Genomic DNA, 19,641 nt, shown 5'->3' with positions numbered 1-19,641 from the left:
CAGCAGGGCCACCCAGGACGACGGCTGGTCCGCGTCGCTCGATCACACTGGAGCCATGGAACGCAGTACCGAGGTAGCGGACTTCCTGCGCACGCGGCGAGCCGCGATCGCGCCCGACCAGGCAGGACTGCCCGAGGACGGACGCACGCGACGGGTGCCCGGACTGCGCCGCGACGAGGTTGCCCGGCTGGCAGGCGTCAGCACCGAGTACTACACCCGCCTCGAACAAGGCAGGGCCGGCAACCCGTCGGCCGAGGTCCTCGACGCACTCGCCCGCGCGCTGCAGCTGGACGCGACCGAACGCGAACACCTCAACGACCTGCTCACCCGGAGGGCACCGGTACGCCGTACGCCCGCCAGCCCGCAGCGCGTCCGGCCCGGGCTCTACCTGATGCTGCAGACCCTCGAACACGTCCCGGCGTTCATCCTCGGCCGCCGAACCGACGTCCTGGCCACCAACCGGCTGGCCCGCGCGGTGCTGACCGACTTCGACGCGCTGCCGGCCACCCGTCGCAACCTGGCGCGGTACTACCTGCTCGATCCCGAGGCCCGCGAGCGGGTCGGCGACTGGGAGCGGATCGCCGCCGAGACGGTCGCGATGCTCCGCCTGGAAGCAGGCCGGTACCCGAACGACCGCCAACTCGCCGATCTCGTCGGCGAGCTGACGTTGCAGTCGCCCGAGTTCAGCGGCTGGTGGAACGACCACCGCGTCCTGCGCCGCACGCACGGCGCGAAGCTCTACCACCACCCGATCGCCGGCGACCTGGAGTTCGCGTACGAGTCGTTCCAGGTGCCGGGCGACGCCGAGCAGACCCTGTGCGTCTACCAGGTCGAGCCGGGTTCGCCGACCGCGGACGGCCTGCGGCTGCTCGCCAGCTGGACCGCTCCGCAACCCGCGACCGACTGATCTCACCCCTGCCGCTGGCGGCTACCAGCGGGTAATGTCAGGCGCATGGTGACTGGGAAGCGTCCGATCGGGTGGCCGTTGCTTGTCGCGCTGACCAACGGGCGCACCAGGGTTTCCGAGGACCGGCTCGCCGCGGCCGTGCGGGGCAAGGTGGTGCTGGTCACCGGTTCGTCGTACGGGATCGGCGAGGCGACGGCCCGGCGACTGGCCGCGGCCGGTGCGGCGGTGCTGCTCGTCGCGCGGACGGAGGATCAACTGCAAGTGGTGGCCGACGAGATCCGGGCCGCCGGCGGGTCGGCGTACGTGTATCCGGCGAATCTCGCGGACCCGGCCGCGGTCGAAGAGCTGGCCCGGACGGTGCTCGCGGAGCACGAGCGGGTCGACGTCCTGGTGAACAACGCCGGCAAGTCGATCCGGCGGTCGATCGCGGACACGTACCAGCGCTTCCACGACATCGAGCGGACCAACGCAGTCAACTACCTCGGCCCCGCGAAGCTCGTCCTCGAACTGCTGCCGTCGATGCGCGAACGCCGGTCGGGTCACATCGTTAACGTGTCGACGGCCGGCGTGCGGACGCCGCCGATGGCGCGCTGGTCGGCGTACCTGGCGTCGAAGAGCGCGTTCGACGTCTGGCTGCGCTGTGTGGCGCAGGAGGTGCGCGGCGACGGGGTCACGACCTCGACCGTCTACATGGGCCTCGTGCACACGCGGATGAGTGAACCGACGCCACTGCTCAACAAGATGCCCGGGCTGACGCCGGAGCAGGCCGCCGACCAGGTGTGTACGGCGGTGGCGGAGCGGCCGCACAACATCACGCCGCCGTTCGTCCGCCCGGCCGATGCCGTCGGCAACCTGTTGCGGGTGCCGACCGACCGGCTGTTCGAGTTGTACTTCCGGCGGACGGGAGGCGGGAAGAAGCGATGAGGACGATCCGCCCGATCCGCCCGATCCGGCCGCCGGAGTGGTTGGTGCGGAGTGCGGCCGAGGTCGGCGGGCTGTCGGTGGCGCTGATCAGGTCCGGGGTGTGGCGGTCGGCCGGACCGGCGCAGCTGGTCCAGATCGAGCGCGCGCTGCGGACCTGGGGCCAGTCGATGGCCGTGCTCGGCGTCGTCGCCGCGATCCGCTACCCGGACCGGCCGGCGGTGATCACCGGCGACGACCAGGTCACGTACGCCGAGCTGGACCGCCGCTGCGAGCGGATCGCGGCCGGACTGCAGGCGCAGTACGGGATCGTTGCCGGGAGCAAGGTCGCCGTCCTGTGCCGGAACCATCGCGGATTCCTGGAGGCGACGCTCGCGGCGTCGCGGGTGGGCGCGGACGTGCTGTTCGTGAACACCGAGTTCGCCGCACCGCAGCTCCGGGCGGTGCTCGAGCGGCAGCGGCCGGACCTCGTCGTGCACGACGCCGAGTTCACGGTCCCGGGCGAGCTGCCGGCGGTCGGGTCCGATCTGGAGGCGCTCGCCGGGAGTACGGCGCAGCCGGCCGCTCCGCCCGAGCGAGTCGGCCACATCACGATCCTCACCTCCGGGACAACCGGGACGCCGAAGGCCGCGCCGCGAACGCCCACCGCGCTCGGGCTGGCGGGGTTGACCGGGAGCGCGCTGAGCCGGTTCGGGATCCGCGCCGGGGAGCCGATGGTGATCTGCCCGCCGTTGTTCCACGGGATGGGCCTGCTGACGTCGATGCTCGCCCTGTTCCTCGGCTCCCCACTGGTACTGCGACCGCGCTTCGACCCGGCGACCGTGCTGGCCGATGTCGAGGCCACGCGCGCCGGTTCGGTCGTGGCCGTGCCGGTGATGCTGCGCCGGCTGCTCGACCTGGGGCCGACGGCGATCGCGGACTACGACCTGCGGTCGCTGCGAGCGGTGGTGTCCGGCGCCTCCCAGCTCGGTGCGCCGCTGGCGGAACGGTTCATCGAGCGGTTCGGGCCGGTGCTGTGCGACGCGTACGGGTCGAGTGAGGTCGGGATCGCGACGATCGCGACCTCCGCGGATCTGCTGGCCGCGCCGAGCACCGTCGGCCGGCCGTGCCTGGGCAGCTCGATCCGGATCCTGGACGACCGGGACCGCGTCGTACCGGTCGGCACCACCGGGCGGATCTTCGCCGGCGGCGGGCTGGTGTTCGGCGGGTACTCCGACGGGTCGAGCAAGACCGTGGTCGACGGCCGGATGAGCACCGGCGACCTCGGGCACCTCGACGGCGCCGGGCGGCTGTTCGTCGACGGGCGCGAGGACGACATGATCGTCTCCGGCGGCGAGAACGTGTACCCGGTCGAGGTCGAGCAGTGCCTCGCCGCACACCCCGCGGTCGCCGAGGCGGTCGTCACCGGTGTCCCCGACGACGAGTTCGGCCAGCGGCTGATCGCCTACGTCGTACTCCACGAGCCGGCCACCGAGGACGAGCTGATCGCCCACGTGAAGTCGAACCTGGCCCGCTACAAGACCCCGCGGCAGGTCGTCGTCCTCGACGAGTTCCCCCGCAACGCGACCGGCAAGGTCCTCCGCAACCGCCTCACACCGCCGTGAACAGCTCCCGGAACTTCGTCATCCGGTCGAGCGCCCCGCTCTCGTCGCCGAACGACACCGCCAGCGTCTCGGCCCCGGCCGCGACGAGCTCGTGCGCCGACTCGAGCACCGCGCCGGGCTCACCCGCGGACCAGTCGAGGCGGGTACCGACCTTGATCGGCCGGTCGCCGAACGACCGCAACCGCGAAACCGCGGCTGCGAAGCCGGCGCCGTCCAGGCCCAGGCCCTGCCACTCGTCACCGTAGCGCGCCGCCCGGCGCAACGCGGGCACCGTCGTCCCGCCGATCATGATCGGCAGCGGCGCCCGGAGCTTGGGTTCGAACACCCCGCCGCGGTCCCGCCCTTCGAAGAGATCGCGGATGATCCCGAGCGATTCGTCCGTACGCCGGCCGCGCTCCTCGAAGACAGCGCCGACCGCCGCGAACTCCTCCTGCGCCCACCCAGCGCCGATCCCCAGGACGAGGCGTTCGCCGGACAGCCGATGCAGCGTCGCCGCCTGCTTCGCGACGACGTACGGGCTCCGCAGCGGCAATACGAGCACCGACGTACCGAACCGGATCGTCCGCGTGCGGGCCGCGAGGTACCCGATCGTGACGAGCGGTTCGTACACCCCGCCGTACGTCGGGCCGAACTCCCCCGGTGGGAGCAGGTGGTCGGGCAGCCACGCCGTGCCGTAGCCGAGCTCCTCCGCGGCGGTCGCCAGTTCGACCAGTCGTTCGGGCGGCATCGTCGCTGACTCGTCCGGGAGGACGACCTGGAGTTCGACCATGGCCCGACCCTAACCGGTCAGAGTGAGCGGGGTGGGTGGCCGGTGTAGGTGGGGGTGACGGGCTTCGGAAGCGGGCCTTTGATGCGGGTCGGCTGTTGTTGCTGTTCGTGGGCGTGGGCTAGCAGGCCTACGGAGCGGGACAGGACGAAGAGACCGCGCGCGAGTTCGGCGGGGACGCCCAGCTCGGCGTAGATGGTTGCCGTTGCGCCGTCGACGTTCATCGGGACCGGGTCCAGCGCGGTCTCCACGGCGAGCGCGAGTTCCAGGTACCGGCCGCTGATGGTGCCGTCGGCAACTGCTTGCTGCGCGGCGGCGATCAGCGGATCGCGGCGCGGGTCGCGTGGATGGAAGCGGTGGCCGAAGCCCGGCACGTAGGCCTTGCGGGCCTTGTACGACGCAACCACTTCACCGGCAGCTGCTGCCGGATCGCTCGCATCCAGCCCGTACAGCATCTCCAGACATTGCTGCCCGGCGCCGCCGTGGACGTCACCGAGCAGGTTGACGCCGGTGGCGATCGCGTTGTTGACCGCGAGCCCGCACGACACAGCCATCCGCGTCGCGGCGATCGACGGCGCCTGCGGACCGTGGTCGACGGCGGCCACCAGCGTCTGCTCGAGCAGCCGCGCCTCCCCCGGCGTCGGCAGCTCGCCGCGGACCATCAACCAGACCATCTGCGGGAAGCTGACTGCGCCGATCAGTTCCTCGATCGGGTAGCCGTGGAACCGGATCACCCCGGGCCGGATGTCCGAGATCGCGGTCGCCCACCAGTCCGCGCCCTCCTTGCGACCCGGCGCCAGCTCGTCGGTGCTCATGTCGTCCCTTCCGCTCGCAGTGCGGCGATCTCGTCCGGGGTGTAGCCGAGTTCGGTGAGGATCTCCGCGGTGTGCTCCCCCAGCCGCGGCGGCCGCGTGGACGGACCGACCGCGTGCCCGTCGACATGCACACTGCTGCCGAGCACCCGCAGCTCCCGATCGCGCCCGTCCGGCATCTCGACCGTGTGCAGCAGCTCGCGCTCGGCCAGCTGCGACAGGTTCAACGTCTGCTCGACCGTCAGCACCGGAGCGACAGGTACGCCGGAATTCGCCAGCAGCTCGTCCCAGTGGGCGGCGGGCTGCTCCGTCAGTGTCTTCTCCAGCTCGTCGCGGAGTTCGGTACGGTGCTGCTTGCGCGTCTCACGGGTCACGAAGCGCTCGTCGGTGATCAGCTCCGGCCGCCCGAGCGCCGTGCAGAGTTCGGCGTACTGCTCCTGCTTGTTGGCGGCGATGTTCAGCGCGCCGTCCGCGGTCCGGAACGTCCCGGACGGCGCCGACGTGGCGTTCTCGTTGCCCATGGCACCGGGTTTGCGGCCGCCGACCAGGTAGTCCGACACCACCCAGCCCATCGCCGCGACCGCCGTCTCCAGCATCGAGACGTCGAGGAAGCTGCCGGCGCCGGTCCGGGCCCGCTTCACCAGCGCCGCCGAGATCGCGAACGCGGCGGCGTACCCGCCGAGCGTGTCCGCGATCGGGAACCCGGTCCGCAACGGCGCGGTCTCCGGCGTGCCGGTGACGCTCATGATCCCCGACAGCCCCTGGATGATCTGGTCGTACGCCGCCCGGCCGCGCATCGGCCCCGTCTGCCCGAAGCCCGACACCGCGCAGTACACCAGCCCGGGGTTGAGTGATCGCAGTACGTCGGGACCGAACCCGAGCCGCTCGAGCACCCCGGGCCGGAAGTTCTCCAGCAGTACGTCGGCCTTGCGCACCAGCCGCTCGAACACCTCGCGCCCGGCGGGGCTCTTGAGGTTGAGCGTCAGCGACCGCTTCCCCGCGTTCTGGGCGAGGAACGAGATCCCGAGGCCGTCCTTCGACAGCTCCGGGTCGCCGCCGAGGTTGCGCGCGAGATCGCCGGAGCCGGGCACCTCGATCTTGATCACCTCGGCGCCCATCAGCGCCAGCTGGTATCCGGCGAACGGTCCGGCGAGCACGTTGGTCAGGTCGAGCACCTGCACGCCGGTCAAGAGGTCCGCGTCAGGATGCACTGAATCCGCTCCACCCAGTGCGGACGATCGTCTCCGCGCAGCGCCGTACGGCGTGGACGTACGACGGCAACCGGTCGTCGCTGAACCGGGTCGTGGGCCCGCCGATCGCGATCGCGGCGACCACCCGCCCGTCGGACCGCCGGACCGGAGCCGCGACGCCGGAGGCGCCGAGCTCGCGCTCGCCGTGACTGACCGCGAAGCCGCGGGCGTTCGCGTCCACGACGGCGGCGCGCAGCTGCTTGGCGAATCCGGGCTGCCGGGGCGCCTCGAGGGCGAGCTCCTCGATCAGCGACGGGTCGACGTCGAGCACGGGCGGATCGGTGAGCAGCACCTTCGACGCGGCACCGCCCCACAACGGCATCGACGAGCCGACGACCACCATGTGCCGGACGCTCAGGGACCCTGGTGCCTGCGCGAGGCACACCCGGGTGCGGCCGACGCGGATGTAGAGGTTCGCGGTCTCGCCGGTGTCGGCGGACAGCTTGCCCATCGCGGCTCTGACCGCGGGCGGGATCTCCATCGTCGAGCTGCTCAGCCGCGACCACCGCAGGAAGCCGGGCCCGATCGCGTACTTGCCCGGGCCGACCGCCGCGACCAGGCCACGCTGTTCGAGCGTGGTCACCAGCCGGAGCACGGTCGTCTTCGGCAGCCCGCTCGCGGCGGTCAGCGCGGCCAGCGTCCACGTCGGATGCTCGTCGTCGAACCGCTCGAGCAGGTCCAGCGCGCGGTGCACGCTGCGTACTCCGTCTCCCTCACTCATGGCACGACCATAGCCCGGCGTGCCGCACAACGGAATCTCTGTACCTCCTGGTGGAATGCTGCTACGGTCGCGGACATCGCTCCTCGCCCACAGGAGGTAACAGCACATGTCCCGACCTCGTACGGCGCTCGTCGCCGCGGGTCTGGCGGTCAGCTTGCTCGCGAGCGGCTGTTCGGCGCTGGAGAAGACGCTCGAAGGCGGCAGCGTCGCCGGCGAATTCCCGAGCCGCAACGTCGAGATCATGGTCCCCGCGGCGCCTGGTGGCGGTTGGGACCTGACCGCCCGGCAGTTCCAGCACGTGATCCAGGAGAAGAAGCTGCTCGGCGAGTGGTCGGTCTCGGTGGTGAACGTGACCGGGGCCGGCGGCGCGGTCGGCATCTCGAAGCTGGTCACCAAGAACCGCAAGGACCCGCACGCGCTGATGATCACCGGCCTGGTCATGGTCGGCGCGCTCACCCTCAACCAGTCCCAGATCACGGTTTCGGACACCACGCCGATCGCCACACTCACCGCCGAGCAGGAGATCCTGGTGGTGAAGGCGGACTCCCCGCTGAAATCGCTGAAGGATCTGGTCGAGCTCTACAAGGCCGACCCGTCGAAGGTCAGCTGGGGCGGCGGCACGATCGGCGGCACCGACCACATCACCGCGGGCACGCTGGTGAAGGCAGCGGGCGCGGACCCGTCGAAGGTGAAGTACATCAGCTACTCGGGCGGCGGTGAGGCGACCGCGGCGATCCTGTCCGGTGACGTGACCGTCGGAATCTCCGGCGTGAGCGAGTTCGAGGAGCAGATCACCGCCGGCAAGATGCGCGTGCTGGCGACGTCAGGGACCGAGCCGGTCACGCTCAACGGCAGGCAGCTGCCGACGATGAAGTCCGAGGGGTACGACGCCGAGGTCCAGAACTGGCGCGCGATCGTCGCCCCGCCGGACATCCCGGCCGCGGACCGGCAACGCCTGATCGACTTCGTCACGACGGTGAACCAGTCGCCGGAGTGGGCCGAGATCCGGAAGAAGAACGGCTGGACCGAGTTCTTCAAGACCGGCGACGACGCGACCCGGTTCATCGCCGAGGAGACCACTCGCGTCCAGGGCCTCGAGAAGGAGCTGGGGATCCTATGAGTGAGACGGTCAAGGCTTCTGAGGTCAAGGCTTCTGAGGTCAAGGCTTCGGACGTCGCGGTCGAGGCGTCCCGGCTCGTTCGGATCGTCGCCGCGCTGATCCTGATCGTGCTGAGTACGACGTTCCTGGTCGGCGTGTTCGACATCCGCAGCCCGAAAGGTCTGGATCCGGCGGGACCGCGCTTCTTCCCTCTGCTCGTGACGGTTGCCTGGCTGGTCCTTTCAGTTGCGTACTTGGTGGAAGGATTGCGGGCGCCGCGGACAGCCCGAGCGAGCGGGCGCGGCTGGTTCGAGCCGGTGGCGGTGTCCGCGTTGCTGGTGCTGTACGCGCTGCTCGTCGTACCGCTGGGGTATCTGATCGCGACCGCGTTGCTGTTCTTCGCGGCGGCGCGGGTGCTCGGTAGTCGTCAGCTGGTGCGCGACATCGTCGTGTCCGTCGTACTGGCCGTCGTCGTGTACGTCGCGTTCACGCAGTTCCTCGACATCTCGCTGCCCGCGGGGGTGCTGGGGCTGTGATCACGATGAGTGTCTTCGGCGACCTGATGCACGGCTTCGGGACCGTGCTCGACCCGATGAACCTGCTGTGGGCCGTCCTCGGCGTCACGCTCGGCATGCTCGTCGGCATCCTGCCCGGGATCGGGCCGGCGCTGACGATCGCGCTGCTGTTGCCGATCACGTTCAACTTCTCGGACCCGATCGGCGCGTTCATCATGTTCGCCGGGATCTACTACGGCGCGATGTACGGCGGGTCGACGACGTCGATCCTGATCAACACGCCCGGCGAGTCGGCCTCGGTGGCGACCGCGATCGAGGGCCACAAGATGGCGCTCAAGGGCCGGGCCCGGGCGGCGCTGGCGGCCGCGGCGATCGGGTCGTTCGTGGCCGGGACGATCTCGACGGTGCTGCTGACGTTCGTGGCGAAGCCGATCGGCAACCTGGCGAGTCACTTCCAGGCGACCGACTACTTCGCGATCACGCTGCTCGCGATGGTCGCGGTGACCGCGATCGTCGGGCACTCGCTGGTGCGCGGGCTGCTGTCGCTCGTCGTCGGGTTGTTCATCGGGCTGATCGGGCTCGACAGCCTGTCGGGGGCGCCGCGGTACACGTTCGGCACGTTGCGGTTGCTGGACGGGGTCGACGTGGTCATCGTGATCGTCGGCCTGTTTGCGATCGGCGAGACGTTGCACGTGGCATCGAAGCTGCGCTCGACCCCGGAGCGTCCCGCCGTACTCGAGAAAGGCCGGCTGCGGACCGGGTACCTGAACCGGTCGGACTGGGGCCGGTCGTGGGCGCCGTGGTTGCGCGGGACGGCGCTCGGGTTCCCGTTCGGGGCGATCCCGTCGGGTGGTGCCGAGGTACCGACGTTCCTGTCGTACTCCATCGAGCGGCGGCGGGCCCGCAAGCGCGGGCGGGACGAGTTCGGCGACGGCGCGATCGAGGGGGTCGCGGGGCCGGAGGCGGCGAACAACGCGTCGTTCTCCGGGGTGCTGGTGCCGCTGCTGACCCTTGGGCTGCCGACGTCGGCGACGGCCGCGGTGATGCTGGCCGCGTTCCAGATCTTCAACGTGCAGCCGGGGCCGCAGCTGTTCGAGGACCAGAGCACGCTGGTGTGGACGCTGATCGCGTCGCTGTACGTCGGCAACCTGATCCTGCTGGTGATGAACCTGCCGCTGATCCAGATCTGGGTGCAGGTGCTCAAGGTGCCGCGGCCGCTGCTGTACGCCGGGATCCTGGTCTTCGCGTGCCTCGGGGTGTACTCGCTGTCCGGCTCCGGGTACGAGGTCCTGATGGCGCTGCTGATCGGCGTCGCCGGGTTCTTCATGCGCAAGCTGGACTTCCCGATCGCACCCGTCGTCCTCGGGGTGATCCTCGGGCCGACGATGGAGGAGCAGTTCCGGCGGGCGCTGGTGATCTCGAACGGGGACGCGAGCGTGTTCTTCACGCGGCCGCTGAGCCTGGTGATCATCGTGCTGACGGTGCTCGCACTGTTCGTGCCGTACCTGCCGCGGATCGTCGCGCGGATCAGCGGGACCCGGCCGACCCGGGACCGCCTGACCTTCGGCGAGGACGATTGATGGGAGAGTGGGTGCGTGAAGATTCTCGTCGGATACGTACCAACGCCCGAGGGTGAGGCGGCGCTGACCGCGGCGGCGGCCGAGGCCGAGTTGCGCGGGGCCACGGTCCTGTTGCTGAACACCAGCCGCGGCGACGCCTACATCGACGCCCGCTACGCCAACGCCGACGAGTTGGCCGCCGCGGAGGCGAAGTTGCGGGAGCGCGGCATCGACGTGACCGTCCAGCAGGCGCTGTCCGAGGGCGACGTGGCCGGCGCGCTGCTGAAGGCCGCGGCCGCCGAGGACGTCGGCCTGATCGTCCTCGGCCTGCGCCGCCGCAGCCCCGTCGGCAAACTCATCCTCGGCAGCACCGCCCAGCGCGTCCTCCTCGAGTCCCCCGTCCCGGTCCTCGCGGTCAAGGTCCCGTCGCCGCACGACTGACGGATCTCCAGGCCAGCACAATTCGCGCCTGCGGCGCAGCTGCCGCGTGCGTCTCACGTGGCGGTCCGATTGTGATGGCCTGGGCGTCCGGTAATCCGGGTGATGCGCTGGGGGCGGCAGCCTAAACTGGTCTGGTTATGCCTGATGCCCGGACCGAGTCCCCGAGTCCATCCCCCGTCCCCTCCGACACCCCGTCCCCCCGCCGACGCCGCCGCGGCGGCAAGAACCGGCGCCCCACCTCCCCCGAGTCGACCTCCGGCCACACCGATCAGCAGGACGGCGATGGTGAGTTGAGTTTGGGTACGGTGCTGCAGCGGCTCGACGGGTTGACGGCGTACGACCGGGAGCAGTTGGGGCGGCGGCTGGAGCGGGTTCGGCGTACGTCGGATGCTCGGAAGCGGGCCGGTGAGCTGCGCGCTGTGGTGGGTGCGGTGGAGCAGGCTGAGCGGCGGGTCGAGGTGCGGCGGGCCGCCGTACCGGAGATCAGCTACCCGGAAGAGCTGCCGGTCAGCCAGCTGAAGGACGAGATCGCCGACGCGATCCGGGAGCACCAGGTCGTGGTCGTCGCGGGTGAGACCGGCTCCGGGAAGACGACCCAGATCCCGAAGATCTGTCTCGAGCTCGGCCGCGGCGTGCACGGGATGATCGGGCACACCCAGCCCCGCCGGCTCGCCGCGCGCACGGTCGCGGAGCGGATCGCCGAGGAGCTCGGCACCGAGCTGGGCGAGACGATCGGGTTCGCGGTCCGGTTCACCGACAAGGTCAGCGAGCGCTCGCTGGTCAAGCTGATGACCGACGGCATCCTGCTCAACGAGCTGCAGCGCGACCGCGACCTCACCCGCTACGACACCCTCATCATCGACGAGGCGCACGAACGCAGCCTGAACATCGACTTCATCCTCGGCTACCTCAAGCGGCTGCTCCCCCGCCGCCCCGACCTCAAGGTGATCATCACCTCCGCGACCATCGACCCGGAGCGGTTCGCCGCGCACTTCGCCGCCGCGGACGGTACCCCGGCGCCGATCGTCGAGGTCTCCGGCCGGACCTACCCGGTCGAGGTCCGGTACCGCCCGGTCAACGACCCCGACGACCCGTCGACGATCGACCGCGACCAGACCCAGGCGATCCTGGACGCCGTCGAGGAGCTCGAGTACGAGGCGGACGGCGACGTCCTGGTCTTCCTCAGCGGTGAGCGCGAGATCCGCGACACCGCCGACGCGCTCAACGACAAGTACGCCGCGCAACGCGGCCGTCCGGGCGCGGTCGAAGTACTCCCCCTCTACGCCCGGCTGTCCAACGCCGAGCAGCACCGCGTCTTCCAGCCGCACTCGAACCGCCGCATCGTGCTCGCCACGAACGTCGCCGAGACCTCGCTCACCGTCCCCGGCATCAAGTACGTCATCGACCCCGGTACGGCGCGCATCTCGCGGTACAGCCACCGCACCAAGGTCCAGCACCTGCCGATCGAGCCGGTCTCGCAGGCCAGCGCGAACCAGCGCAAGGGCCGCAGCGGCCGGACCAGCGACGGTATCTGCATCAGGCTGTACTCCGAGGAGGACTTCACCAACCGCCCGGAGTTCACCGACCCGGAGATCCTGCGCACGAACCTCGCGTCGGTCATCCTGCAGATGACCGCGATCGGGCTCGGCGACATCGCCGCGTTCCCGTTCATCGACGAGCCGGACAAGCGCAGCATCACCGACGGCCTGCAACTGCTCACCGAGCTCGGCGCGATCGACACCCCGAAGGGCGGCCGGCTGACCCCGATCGGCCGGCAGCTCGCGCAGATCCCGCTCGACCCGCGGCTGGCCCGGATGATCGTCGAGGCCGACAAGCACGCGTGCGTCCGTGAGGTGATGGTGATCGCCGCCGCACTCTCGATCCAGGACCCGCGTGAGCGGCCGACGGATGCCGAGGCGCAGGCCCAGCAGGCGCACGCCCGGTTCCGCGACCCGAACAGCGATTTCCTCGGGTACCTGAACCTCTGGAGCTACCTGAAGAAGCAACAGAAGGAACTGTCCGGCAATCAGTTCCGCCGGATGTGCCGCAGCGAGTACCTGAACTACCTGCGCGTCCGCGAGTGGCAGGACATCTACGCCCAGCTCCGCCAGGTCGCCTCCCAGATCGGCGTGAAGCTGAACAGCGGCGAGCCGGCCGACCCGCAGAGCGTGCACATCTCGCTGATGTCCGGCCTGCTCAGCCACCTCGGCATGAAGGACCCGGCGAACCAGCACCAGTACCTCGGCGCGCGCGGCACGAAGTTCGCGATCTTCCCCGGCTCCGGGCTGTTCAAGAAGCCGCCGCAGTTCGTGATGGCGGCCGAGCTCGTCGAGACGTCGCGGCTGTGGGCCCGGGTGAACGCGAAGATCGAGCCCGAATGGGCCGAGGACCTGGCCCCGCACTTGATCAAACGGTCGTACTCCGAACCGCACTGGGAACGCAAGGCCGGCGCTGTCATGGCCTACGAGAAGGTCACGCTGTACGGCGTGCCGATCGTTGCCCGGCGCAAGGTGAACTACGGCAAGGTCGACCCGGAGGTGTCCCGCGAGCTGTTCATCCGGCACGCGCTGGTCGAAGGCGACTGGGACACCCACCACAAGTTCTTCCACGAGAACCGCAAACTGATCGCGGAAGTCGAGGAGCTCGAGGAACGCACCCGGCGCCGCGACCTGCTGGTCGACGACGAGACGTTGTTCGCCTTCTACGACGAGCGGATCGGCGCCGAGGTGGTCACCGGGCGGCACTTCGACACCTGGTGGAAGAAGGCCCGGCAGCGCGACGCCGACCTGCTCGACTTCGAGCGCTCGCTGGTCGTCCGCGAGGGCGCCGAGGTGAAGGAGGACGAGTTCCCGCTGCACTGGACGCAGAACGGGATGACGTTCGACCTCACCTACGCCTTCGAACCGGGCACGGACGCCGACGGTGTCACCGTGCACATCCCGCTGCTCGTCCTGAACCAGGTCACCGCGGACGGGTTCGAGTGGACCGTGCCCGGCTTCCGCGAGGAGCTGGTCACGACACTGATCAAGTCGTTGCCGAAGGCGATCCGGCGCAACATCGTGCCGGCGCCGGACCACGCGCGGCAGATCCTTCCCGAGCTCGACCCCGCCTCGGGTCCGCTCACCGACGCGATGGCCCGGGCGCTGCGCGAGCTGCGCGGCGTCGTCATCGAGCCGGCGGACTGGGACTGGACGCGGGTACCTGAGCACCTGAGGATGACCTTCCGGGTCGAGGACGACCAGCGCAAGACCGTGGCCGAAGGCAAGGACCTGGCGAAGCTGAAGGAGAAGCTGAAGCCGAAGACGAAGGCCGCGATCTCGCAGGTCGCGTCCAAGGCGGTCAGCGGCCTGGAGAAGTCCGGCCTGACCGACTGGACGTTCGGAGACCTCCCCCGCAGCTTCTCCGAGCACCGCAACGGGCTGACCGTGGCCGGCTACCCGGCGCTCGTCGACGAAGGCAAGAGCGTCGCGATCCGGCTGCAGGAGACCGAGCGCGACCAGGACGCGGCAATGTGGGCAGGCACCCGCCGGTTGCTGTTGCTGACCATGCCGTCGGTCATCGACGTCGTCCAGCGGAACCTGAGCAACCAGCAGAAAATGACGCTGATGGCGGGCCCGCATCGGAATGTCGGCGAGCTGCTCGACGACGCGATCGCCGCGGCCGTCGACCAGTTGATGGCGGCCGCGGGCGGTCCGGCGTGGAATCTCACCGCCTTCGCGATCCTGCGGGATGCCGTACGGTCGGAGCTCGCGGACACCGTGCTGACGATCCTGCAGCAGGTCGAGCAGGTGCTGGGGCACGCACGGACCGTGGACAAGCAGATCTCTCGCGCGTCCAGTCCCGCGTTGCTCGCCGCGCTGTCCGACGTCCGCGGGCAGCTGGAAGGGCTCGTGCATCCCGGCTTCATCACCGAGGCCGGCGCCAAGCGACTGCCGGACCTGGTTCGGTACCTGCGCGGTATGGAGCAGCGCCTGGACAAGCTCGGCGCGAACGCGGCGCGGGACCGCTCCGGTATGGCCGTGGTCGACATGCTCATCGACGAGTACCGCAAGAAGCTCCGCGCGGTACCCACCGGCAAGTACCCGAGCCCGCAGCTCCTCGAGGTGCGCTGGATGCTCGAGGAGCTCCGCATCAGCCTGTTCGCCCAGACCATCGGTACGCCGTACCCGGTCTCCGAGAAGCGCATCCGGAAGGCGCTGGCGGAGAGCTAGGCGTCGAGCAGCCGGCGGGCGTGCTCGTGGACTGCCTCGCGGAGCTCGGGTGGATCGAGGATCTCGAAGGGCCAGGAGATCCAGCCGACCTGGGTGATCAACGGGCCGAGGGCGTTGGCGGCGAAGCGGACCTCGCAGGTGTCCTCGTCGATCTCCTCGACCACGCCCTGGCTCGGCGGGATCCGCTTGACGACGGTCGTGGCCGGAGCGTGGACGCGTAGCCGGGCGACGATGTCCCACGGGGTGATCGCGGTGCCCTGGGCAACGAGCGCGACCGGGTCCGGCGGGTCGTCGAAGCGGTACCGCGACCCGGTGAGGACCGGCTGGGTGATGCGGTCGACACGGAACGTCCGCCAGGCCTGCCGGTCGCGGTCGCGCGCGACGAGGTACCAGCGGCGCCCGGTGTGCACGATCTGCAACGGCTCGACGCTGCGCTCGGACTGGCTCCCGTCGTGCGTCCGGTAGCGGAACCGGATCCCCTCGACGTGCCGGCAGCCGGCCGCCAGCGTGACCAGTACGTCGCCGTCGACCGCCGGCAGCTCGCCCTGGGGCAGCTGCGTGGTGTGGGCGGCGATCGCGTCGACCTGCTCGCTCAGGCGAGCCGGTAGCACCTGGTGGAGCTTGGCCAGCGCCGACAGCGCGGCCTCTTCCACCCCGGACACCGTTGTGGTCGTCGCGACGCGCAGGCCGACCGCGATCGCCACCGCCTCCGCGTCCTCGAGCAGCAACGGCGGCAGCCGGCCGCCCGGCCCGAGCCGGTAGCCACCGCCGATCCCGGCTTCGGCGTCGATCGGGTAGCCGAGGGAACGGAGCCGTGTGACGTCCCGCCGTACGGTCCGGGGCGTGACCTCGAGCCTCGCGGCCAGCTCGGCGCCGTCCCACTGGGGACGCGAGTGCAGCAAGGACAACAGCCGGAGGAGCCGGGTCGCGGTGTCCATCTCCCGACCAAGTATCCCCGACCTGCGGACCGATCCTGTCCGCAGGTCAGCCTACGGTGAGGACATGACCACCACAGAGCACCTGCTGGACCTGTCCGACTTCGCCTGGCAGCGCCTTCGTGACCGTCTCACCGGGCTGACCGACGAGGAGTACTTCTGGGAGCCCTTCGACGGCTGCTGGTCGATCCACGAGAGCGCGGACGGGTTCGTGGCCGATGGGGCGGCGATCCCGCCGAAGCCAGCGCCGTTCACCACCCTGGCATGGCGGATCACCCACATCGTCGACATCCTGCAGGAGGACCGTACGGCGACCTGGTTCGGCCAGCAGCCCGCGGCTGACGACGGCCAACCGCCGGTGCCGGGGTCGGCCGCGGCCGCGCTGGCAGCCCTCGACCACGCGTACGACGTCTGGCGCCGGCGGCTGGCCGCGCTCACCGAGGACGTCCTGTCCCGGCCGATGGGCGCCGTCGCGGGACCGTACGCCGAGCACGACGGCACGTCGTTCGCGCTGCACATCCTGGACGAACTCATCCACCACGGCGCGGAAGTCGGCGCGGTCCGCGACTTCTACCGCGGAGCGCGCGCCGAGGACCCGTTCGCGGATGCCCTCGCCGGCGAGCGCACACCCGCCGAACACCCGGCCCTGCTCGCCGAGGCAGCGGCCGCACAGCGCTGGGACGTCGTTCCCCAGCTTGCCGACCTGGGCTTCGACGTCAACGCGCGGACGGCGGACGGGTTCACCGCGGCGCACCTCGCCGCGGGCACCGGATCGCTCGACACGCTGCGGTTCCTGGTCGAGCGTGGCGCGGACGTGTCGCTGACCGATCCGCGGTACGACGCCGACGTCCTCGGCTGGGCGAACTGGTTCCAGCAGACCGAGGCCGCCGACTACCTCACGGCACGAACGCACGCTGGGAGCGATGCCTGAACTCGCGCGGCGTCAGGGCGTGCGCCGCGGTGAAGCAGCGGGTGAAATAGGACTGGCTGCTGAAGCCGCAGCGGGCCGCGACGTCGGCGATCGTGGTGTTGGTTGCCGCTAGCAAGGAGGCGGCGTGTTCGAGCCGCAGGTCGGTGACGAACGTCGTCGGTGTCACGCCGTACGCCGCGCGCATCGAGCGGGACAGGTGCGCCGCGCTGACGCCGGCGAGCTCGAGCAGCCGCGGGACACCGCCGCGGAGGTTGTCCTCGGCGCGCATCGCCGTACACGCCTTGGCCAGCCAGTCGGGTACGCCGGGACGTCCTGCGTCGCCGGGTACCAGCAGGTCGAGGACGTCGATCCAGAAACGCAGCAGGTCGTACGTTGTCGGGTCGTCCTGGAAGCGGTCGAGGGCGCGCTCGAAGACCGGTACGGCGGCCGGCTGGTGGAAGCTCACCGGTCCGCGCGACGACCAGGTCGCGGTCCGGGTGAGGTCCAGGAACCCCTGCCAGATCGAGCTCGGGAACGCGACGTTGACGAACTCCAGCCCGTCCGGCGCCGAGCCGCGGACCGCGTGCCGGTCGCTCGGCCGGACCAGGACGACGTCGCCGGCGCGGAGCTGCTCGACACCGCTGGTCAGCAGGTGCTCGCCGCTGCCTGACACGACGCCCATGAACTCGTGGAAGTCGGCGTGCGTGTGCAGCTCGGTGTCGCGGGCGCGCGCCGGGATCCGCACCCGCGCCGCGTGGTACGGCCGGCCGAACGCGTGCGCCTCGAACCGCAGCAGCTGGTCCATGTCACGACAGTACAAATTCGCGTCGCACCGTTGCTAGTCCGCGCGGCTTCCGCACCAGCACGCTGAAGGCATGTACGAAACAGACGGATACGTCATCTTCCGCGACGTCATCGACCAGGACCTGATCAAGGAGGTGAACGATCATGTCGAGTGGCTGCAGGCCCGCCATCCCGACGTACGGCCCGAGCAGCTCGGGCACGTCTACCTCAAGGACGATCCGTTCTGGGTCCGGCTGGTGAGCGACGACCGGCTGGTCGACATCGCCGAGCAGTTCGTCGGCCCGGACATCGCACTGTTCGCCTCGCACTACATCTCCAAGCCGCCGTACTCCGGCCAGCCGGTGCTCTGGCACCAGGACGCCGCCTTCTGGCCGCTCGACCCGATGGAGGTCGTCACGCTCTGGCTCGCGGTCGACCACTCGACGCCGGGGAACGGCTGCGTCCGGGTGATCCCGGGCAGTCACCGCTCGGAGGTGGCCGGGATGCGCGACAACACCGCGGTGGAGAGCGTGCTCGGCAAGGAGATCGCGGTCGAGGTCGACGAGTCGCAGGCCGTCGACATGGTGCTCGCGCCGGGCGACGTCGAGGTACACCACCCGAACATCGTGCACGGCAGCAACGCGAACACCTCCCCGCACCGGCGCTGCGGGCTGACGATCCGGTACATCCCGACGTCGACGCGGATCACCGATCCGGAGACGCCGTACCCGAGCGCCTTCCACCTGCGCGGCGAGCCCGGGGTGAACAGCTACCAGCCGCGGCCGCGGTACGTCGAGGGACGGCACTTCCCGTTCCGCGGCGCCTGACATGCGAAGGCCCGCCCCGCTGCGCGAACTCCAGTGGGGGCGGGCCTTCGGTGACTCACTCGAGGCAGATCCGGAACGGATGACCTGCCGGGTCGGCGTAGATCCGCCAGCCGCGAGCGTTCTCGGCCGGCGGCGGGTCCAGCGGGTCGAGCGGCTCGGCCCCGAGGGCGACCACGGTGGCGTGGCCGCTCGAGAGGTCCTCGACGATCAGGTCGAGATGGAGGTCCTGCGCGTCGGTGCCGGGCCACGTGGCCGGCACGTACTCCTCCGAACGCCGGAAGGCCAGCGACGAGTTGCCCAACGACGAGCCGGGGCCGGTCAGGCTCCGCCAGTCGTCGTCACCGTTCTCGTCGATCTCCAGCCCCAGCAGCGCCGAGTAGAACTGGGCGAGCTCGAGCGGGTCCTGGCACTCCAGGACCACCGAGCCGAGCCGCCCGGCAGTACTGCCCGGCTGCTCTGCCACCTGCGTCATCTGTTCTCCACTTTCTGTTGCGTCAGCCTGCTCCCAGTCCGGAGCAGGCACACCTCGAGGCCCTCTGGTCGGAAGGCCCGGCCGCCTACGATGACAGGTTCCGGGGACAGTTGGCACCTTTCGACACGCGTTCTCGCGTTGTGAGCCGATCGCTGACAGTGAAGATTCGACGGTTCTACCACTAATCCGGGCGTACGCCGGTAGCACGTCGGCGCTCGCCGAGCTTGCGGATCTTGGCGCGGGTCCCGCAGTCCTCCATCGCGCACCAGCGCCGCGAGTGGTTCCGGCTGCGGTCCAGGAACAGCCAGCCGCAGCCGCCGTCCGCGACCGGGCACGCCCGCAGCTGGCGCAGCTCCACCGTCCGCACCAGCTCGACCGCGGCCACCACGAGCCGGTCCGGGATCAGCTGCGCCGGCGACGTACCGACGACCAGCTCGGCGACCCCGCGCGACCGCGCCGGGTCCGGGATCAGCATCGACCGGGCGGCCGCCGCCGACCAGCGCAGCATCAAGCGCTCGAAGGCGGATGCCTCGGTGCGCTTGACGCCGTCGACCGCTACCGCGGCGCTCTCGGCGCGCGGCGCGAGCACGTCGTACGTCGCCTCGCGGATCTCCAGCGTCGCGCCCAGCGCCTTCGCGGCGAGCTCCGGCGCGGACCGCCAGGTGCCCTCGACGGCGCTGTAGTCGCGCAGGTCGACGAGCTCGATCCGGCGGCTCCAGGCGAGCAGTTCGGCCGGCGAGGTGAGGTAGTCGTGCGCCGGCTCGCCGCCGCGCAGCCGCGGGCTGACCGTGTTCACGAGGTCGAGCGCCGGGTGACCGCCCACGATGCGGAATTCCGCGTGAGAACTGTCGGTCATGGGTGAGACGCTACCACTGACAGAGCTTTTACTGGGATCGACTCGGATCAGG

Annotated in this window: 18 protein-coding genes; 10 read left to right on the top strand and 8 right to left on the bottom strand. The window is 70.4% G+C overall.

From position 1 onward, the window contains the following. The first annotated feature begins 55 nt into the window (after nt 1–55). From ABN611_RS32040 to ABN611_RS32030, 3 genes are read left to right on the top strand one after another with little or no spacing between them, the layout of a single operon-like run. The gene (locus ABN611_RS32040) at nt 56–907 is read left to right on the top strand and encodes a helix-turn-helix transcriptional regulator (RefSeq protein WP_350276010.1); all 852 of its coding nucleotides are present in this window, start codon (nt 56–58) and stop codon (nt 905–907) included. A gap of 45 nt (nt 908–952) precedes the next feature. Continuing rightward, nucleotides 953–1,831, top strand: coding sequence for an SDR family NAD(P)-dependent oxidoreductase (locus tag ABN611_RS32035; RefSeq protein ID WP_350276009.1), 879 nt, complete (start codon nt 953–955; stop codon nt 1,829–1,831). Continuing rightward, a complete protein-coding gene (locus tag ABN611_RS32030; RefSeq protein WP_350276008.1) occupies nt 1,828–3,432 on the top strand; it encodes an AMP-binding protein in 1,605 nt (534 codons plus the stop codon). The genes ABN611_RS32035 and ABN611_RS32030 overlap by 4 nt, the downstream gene beginning before the upstream one ends. Here the strand turns inward: ABN611_RS32030 and ABN611_RS32025 are convergent. From ABN611_RS32025 to ABN611_RS32010, 4 genes are read right to left on the bottom strand one after another with little or no spacing between them, the layout of a single operon-like run. Next, complete coding sequence (locus tag ABN611_RS32025; RefSeq protein ID WP_350276007.1) at nt 3,419–4,201, bottom strand: LLM class flavin-dependent oxidoreductase; 783 nt, start codon at nt 4,199–4,201, stop codon at nt 3,419–3,421. The two genes, ABN611_RS32030 and ABN611_RS32025, sit on opposite strands and share 14 nt — an antisense overlap. 17 nt (nt 4,202–4,218) lie before the next feature. Further along, on the bottom strand, nt 4,219–5,013 hold the full coding sequence (locus tag ABN611_RS32020; RefSeq protein WP_350276006.1) for a citryl-CoA lyase: 795 nt from the start codon (nt 5,011–5,013) through the stop codon (nt 4,219–4,221). Beyond that, entirely contained in the window at nt 5,010–6,221 is a 1,212-nt protein-coding gene (locus ABN611_RS32015) for a CaiB/BaiF CoA-transferase family protein (RefSeq protein ID WP_350276005.1), read from the bottom strand. Before ABN611_RS32015 ends, ABN611_RS32020 begins: the two co-directional genes overlap by 4 nt. After that, the gene (locus tag ABN611_RS32010) at nt 6,211–6,981 is read right to left on the bottom strand and encodes an IclR family transcriptional regulator (RefSeq protein ID WP_350276004.1); all 771 of its coding nucleotides are present in this window, start codon (nt 6,979–6,981) and stop codon (nt 6,211–6,213) included. Before ABN611_RS32010 ends, ABN611_RS32015 begins: the two co-directional genes overlap by 11 nt. 106 nt (nt 6,982–7,087) lie before the next feature. On the opposite strand from ABN611_RS32010, the gene ABN611_RS32005 reads away from it, so the two are divergent. The 5 genes from ABN611_RS32005 (at nt 7,088) to hrpA (ending at nt 14,806) form a co-directional block, all read left to right on the top strand. Further along, nucleotides 7,088–8,101: a tripartite tricarboxylate transporter substrate binding protein gene (locus ABN611_RS32005; protein ID WP_350276003.1), complete on the top strand. Its 1,014-nt coding sequence runs from the start codon at nt 7,088–7,090 to the stop codon at nt 8,099–8,101. After that, complete coding sequence (locus ABN611_RS32000) at nt 8,098–8,616, top strand: tripartite tricarboxylate transporter TctB family protein (protein WP_350276002.1); 519 nt, start codon at nt 8,098–8,100, stop codon at nt 8,614–8,616. Before ABN611_RS32005 ends, ABN611_RS32000 begins: the two co-directional genes overlap by 4 nt. A 5-nt stretch (nt 8,617–8,621) precedes the next feature. Then, nucleotides 8,622–10,175: a tripartite tricarboxylate transporter permease gene (locus ABN611_RS31995; RefSeq protein ID WP_350281708.1), complete on the top strand. Its 1,554-nt coding sequence runs from the start codon at nt 8,622–8,624 to the stop codon at nt 10,173–10,175. Nucleotides 10,176–10,190: 15 nt separating this feature from the next. Continuing rightward, on the top strand, nt 10,191–10,595 hold the full coding sequence (locus tag ABN611_RS31990; RefSeq protein WP_350276001.1) for a universal stress protein: 405 nt from the start codon (nt 10,191–10,193) through the stop codon (nt 10,593–10,595). A 290-nt stretch (nt 10,596–10,885) separates the two neighbouring features. Beyond that, nucleotides 10,886–14,806, top strand: a complete 3,921-nt coding sequence (gene hrpA, locus ABN611_RS31985; RefSeq protein ID WP_350276000.1) for an ATP-dependent RNA helicase HrpA — start codon at nt 10,886–10,888, stop codon at nt 14,804–14,806. Here hrpA and ABN611_RS31980 read toward each other — a convergent pair. Then, nucleotides 14,803–15,744, bottom strand: coding sequence for a WYL domain-containing protein (locus ABN611_RS31980; protein ID WP_350275999.1), 942 nt, complete (start codon nt 15,742–15,744; stop codon nt 14,803–14,805). The two genes, hrpA and ABN611_RS31980, sit on opposite strands and share 4 nt — an antisense overlap. A 64-nt stretch (nt 15,745–15,808) precedes the next feature. On the opposite strand from ABN611_RS31980, the gene ABN611_RS31975 reads away from it, so the two are divergent. Beyond that, nucleotides 15,809–16,672: a DinB family protein gene (locus ABN611_RS31975; RefSeq protein WP_350275998.1), complete on the top strand. Its 864-nt coding sequence runs from the start codon at nt 15,809–15,811 to the stop codon at nt 16,670–16,672. Here the strand turns inward: ABN611_RS31975 and ABN611_RS31970 are convergent. Beyond that, nucleotides 16,638–17,456 (bottom strand): AraC family transcriptional regulator, encoded by an 819-nt coding sequence (locus ABN611_RS31970; RefSeq protein ID WP_350275997.1) that lies wholly within the window; start codon nt 17,454–17,456, stop codon nt 16,638–16,640. The two genes, ABN611_RS31975 and ABN611_RS31970, sit on opposite strands and share 35 nt — an antisense overlap. Nucleotides 17,457–17,526: 70 nt before the next feature. Between ABN611_RS31970 and ABN611_RS31965 the strand changes: the two genes are divergently transcribed. Then, on the top strand, nt 17,527–18,261 hold the full coding sequence (locus ABN611_RS31965) for a phytanoyl-CoA dioxygenase family protein (protein WP_350275996.1): 735 nt from the start codon (nt 17,527–17,529) through the stop codon (nt 18,259–18,261). Between the two features lie 55 nt (nt 18,262–18,316). Here ABN611_RS31965 and ABN611_RS31960 read toward each other — a convergent pair whose 3' ends face one another. After that, nucleotides 18,317–18,733, bottom strand: coding sequence for a VOC family protein (locus ABN611_RS31960; RefSeq protein WP_350275995.1), 417 nt, complete (start codon nt 18,731–18,733; stop codon nt 18,317–18,319). 181 nt (nt 18,734–18,914) lie between these two features. Next, nucleotides 18,915–19,589, bottom strand: a complete 675-nt coding sequence (locus ABN611_RS31955) for a CGNR zinc finger domain-containing protein (protein ID WP_350275994.1) — start codon at nt 19,587–19,589, stop codon at nt 18,915–18,917. Nucleotides 19,590–19,641: the final 52 nt, after the last annotated feature.

Source organism: Kribbella sp. HUAS MG21 (assembly GCF_040254265.1).
GTDB lineage: Bacteria > Actinomycetota > Actinomycetes > Propionibacteriales > Kribbellaceae > Kribbella.
This window is presented reverse-complemented; position numbering and strand designations above follow the sequence as displayed.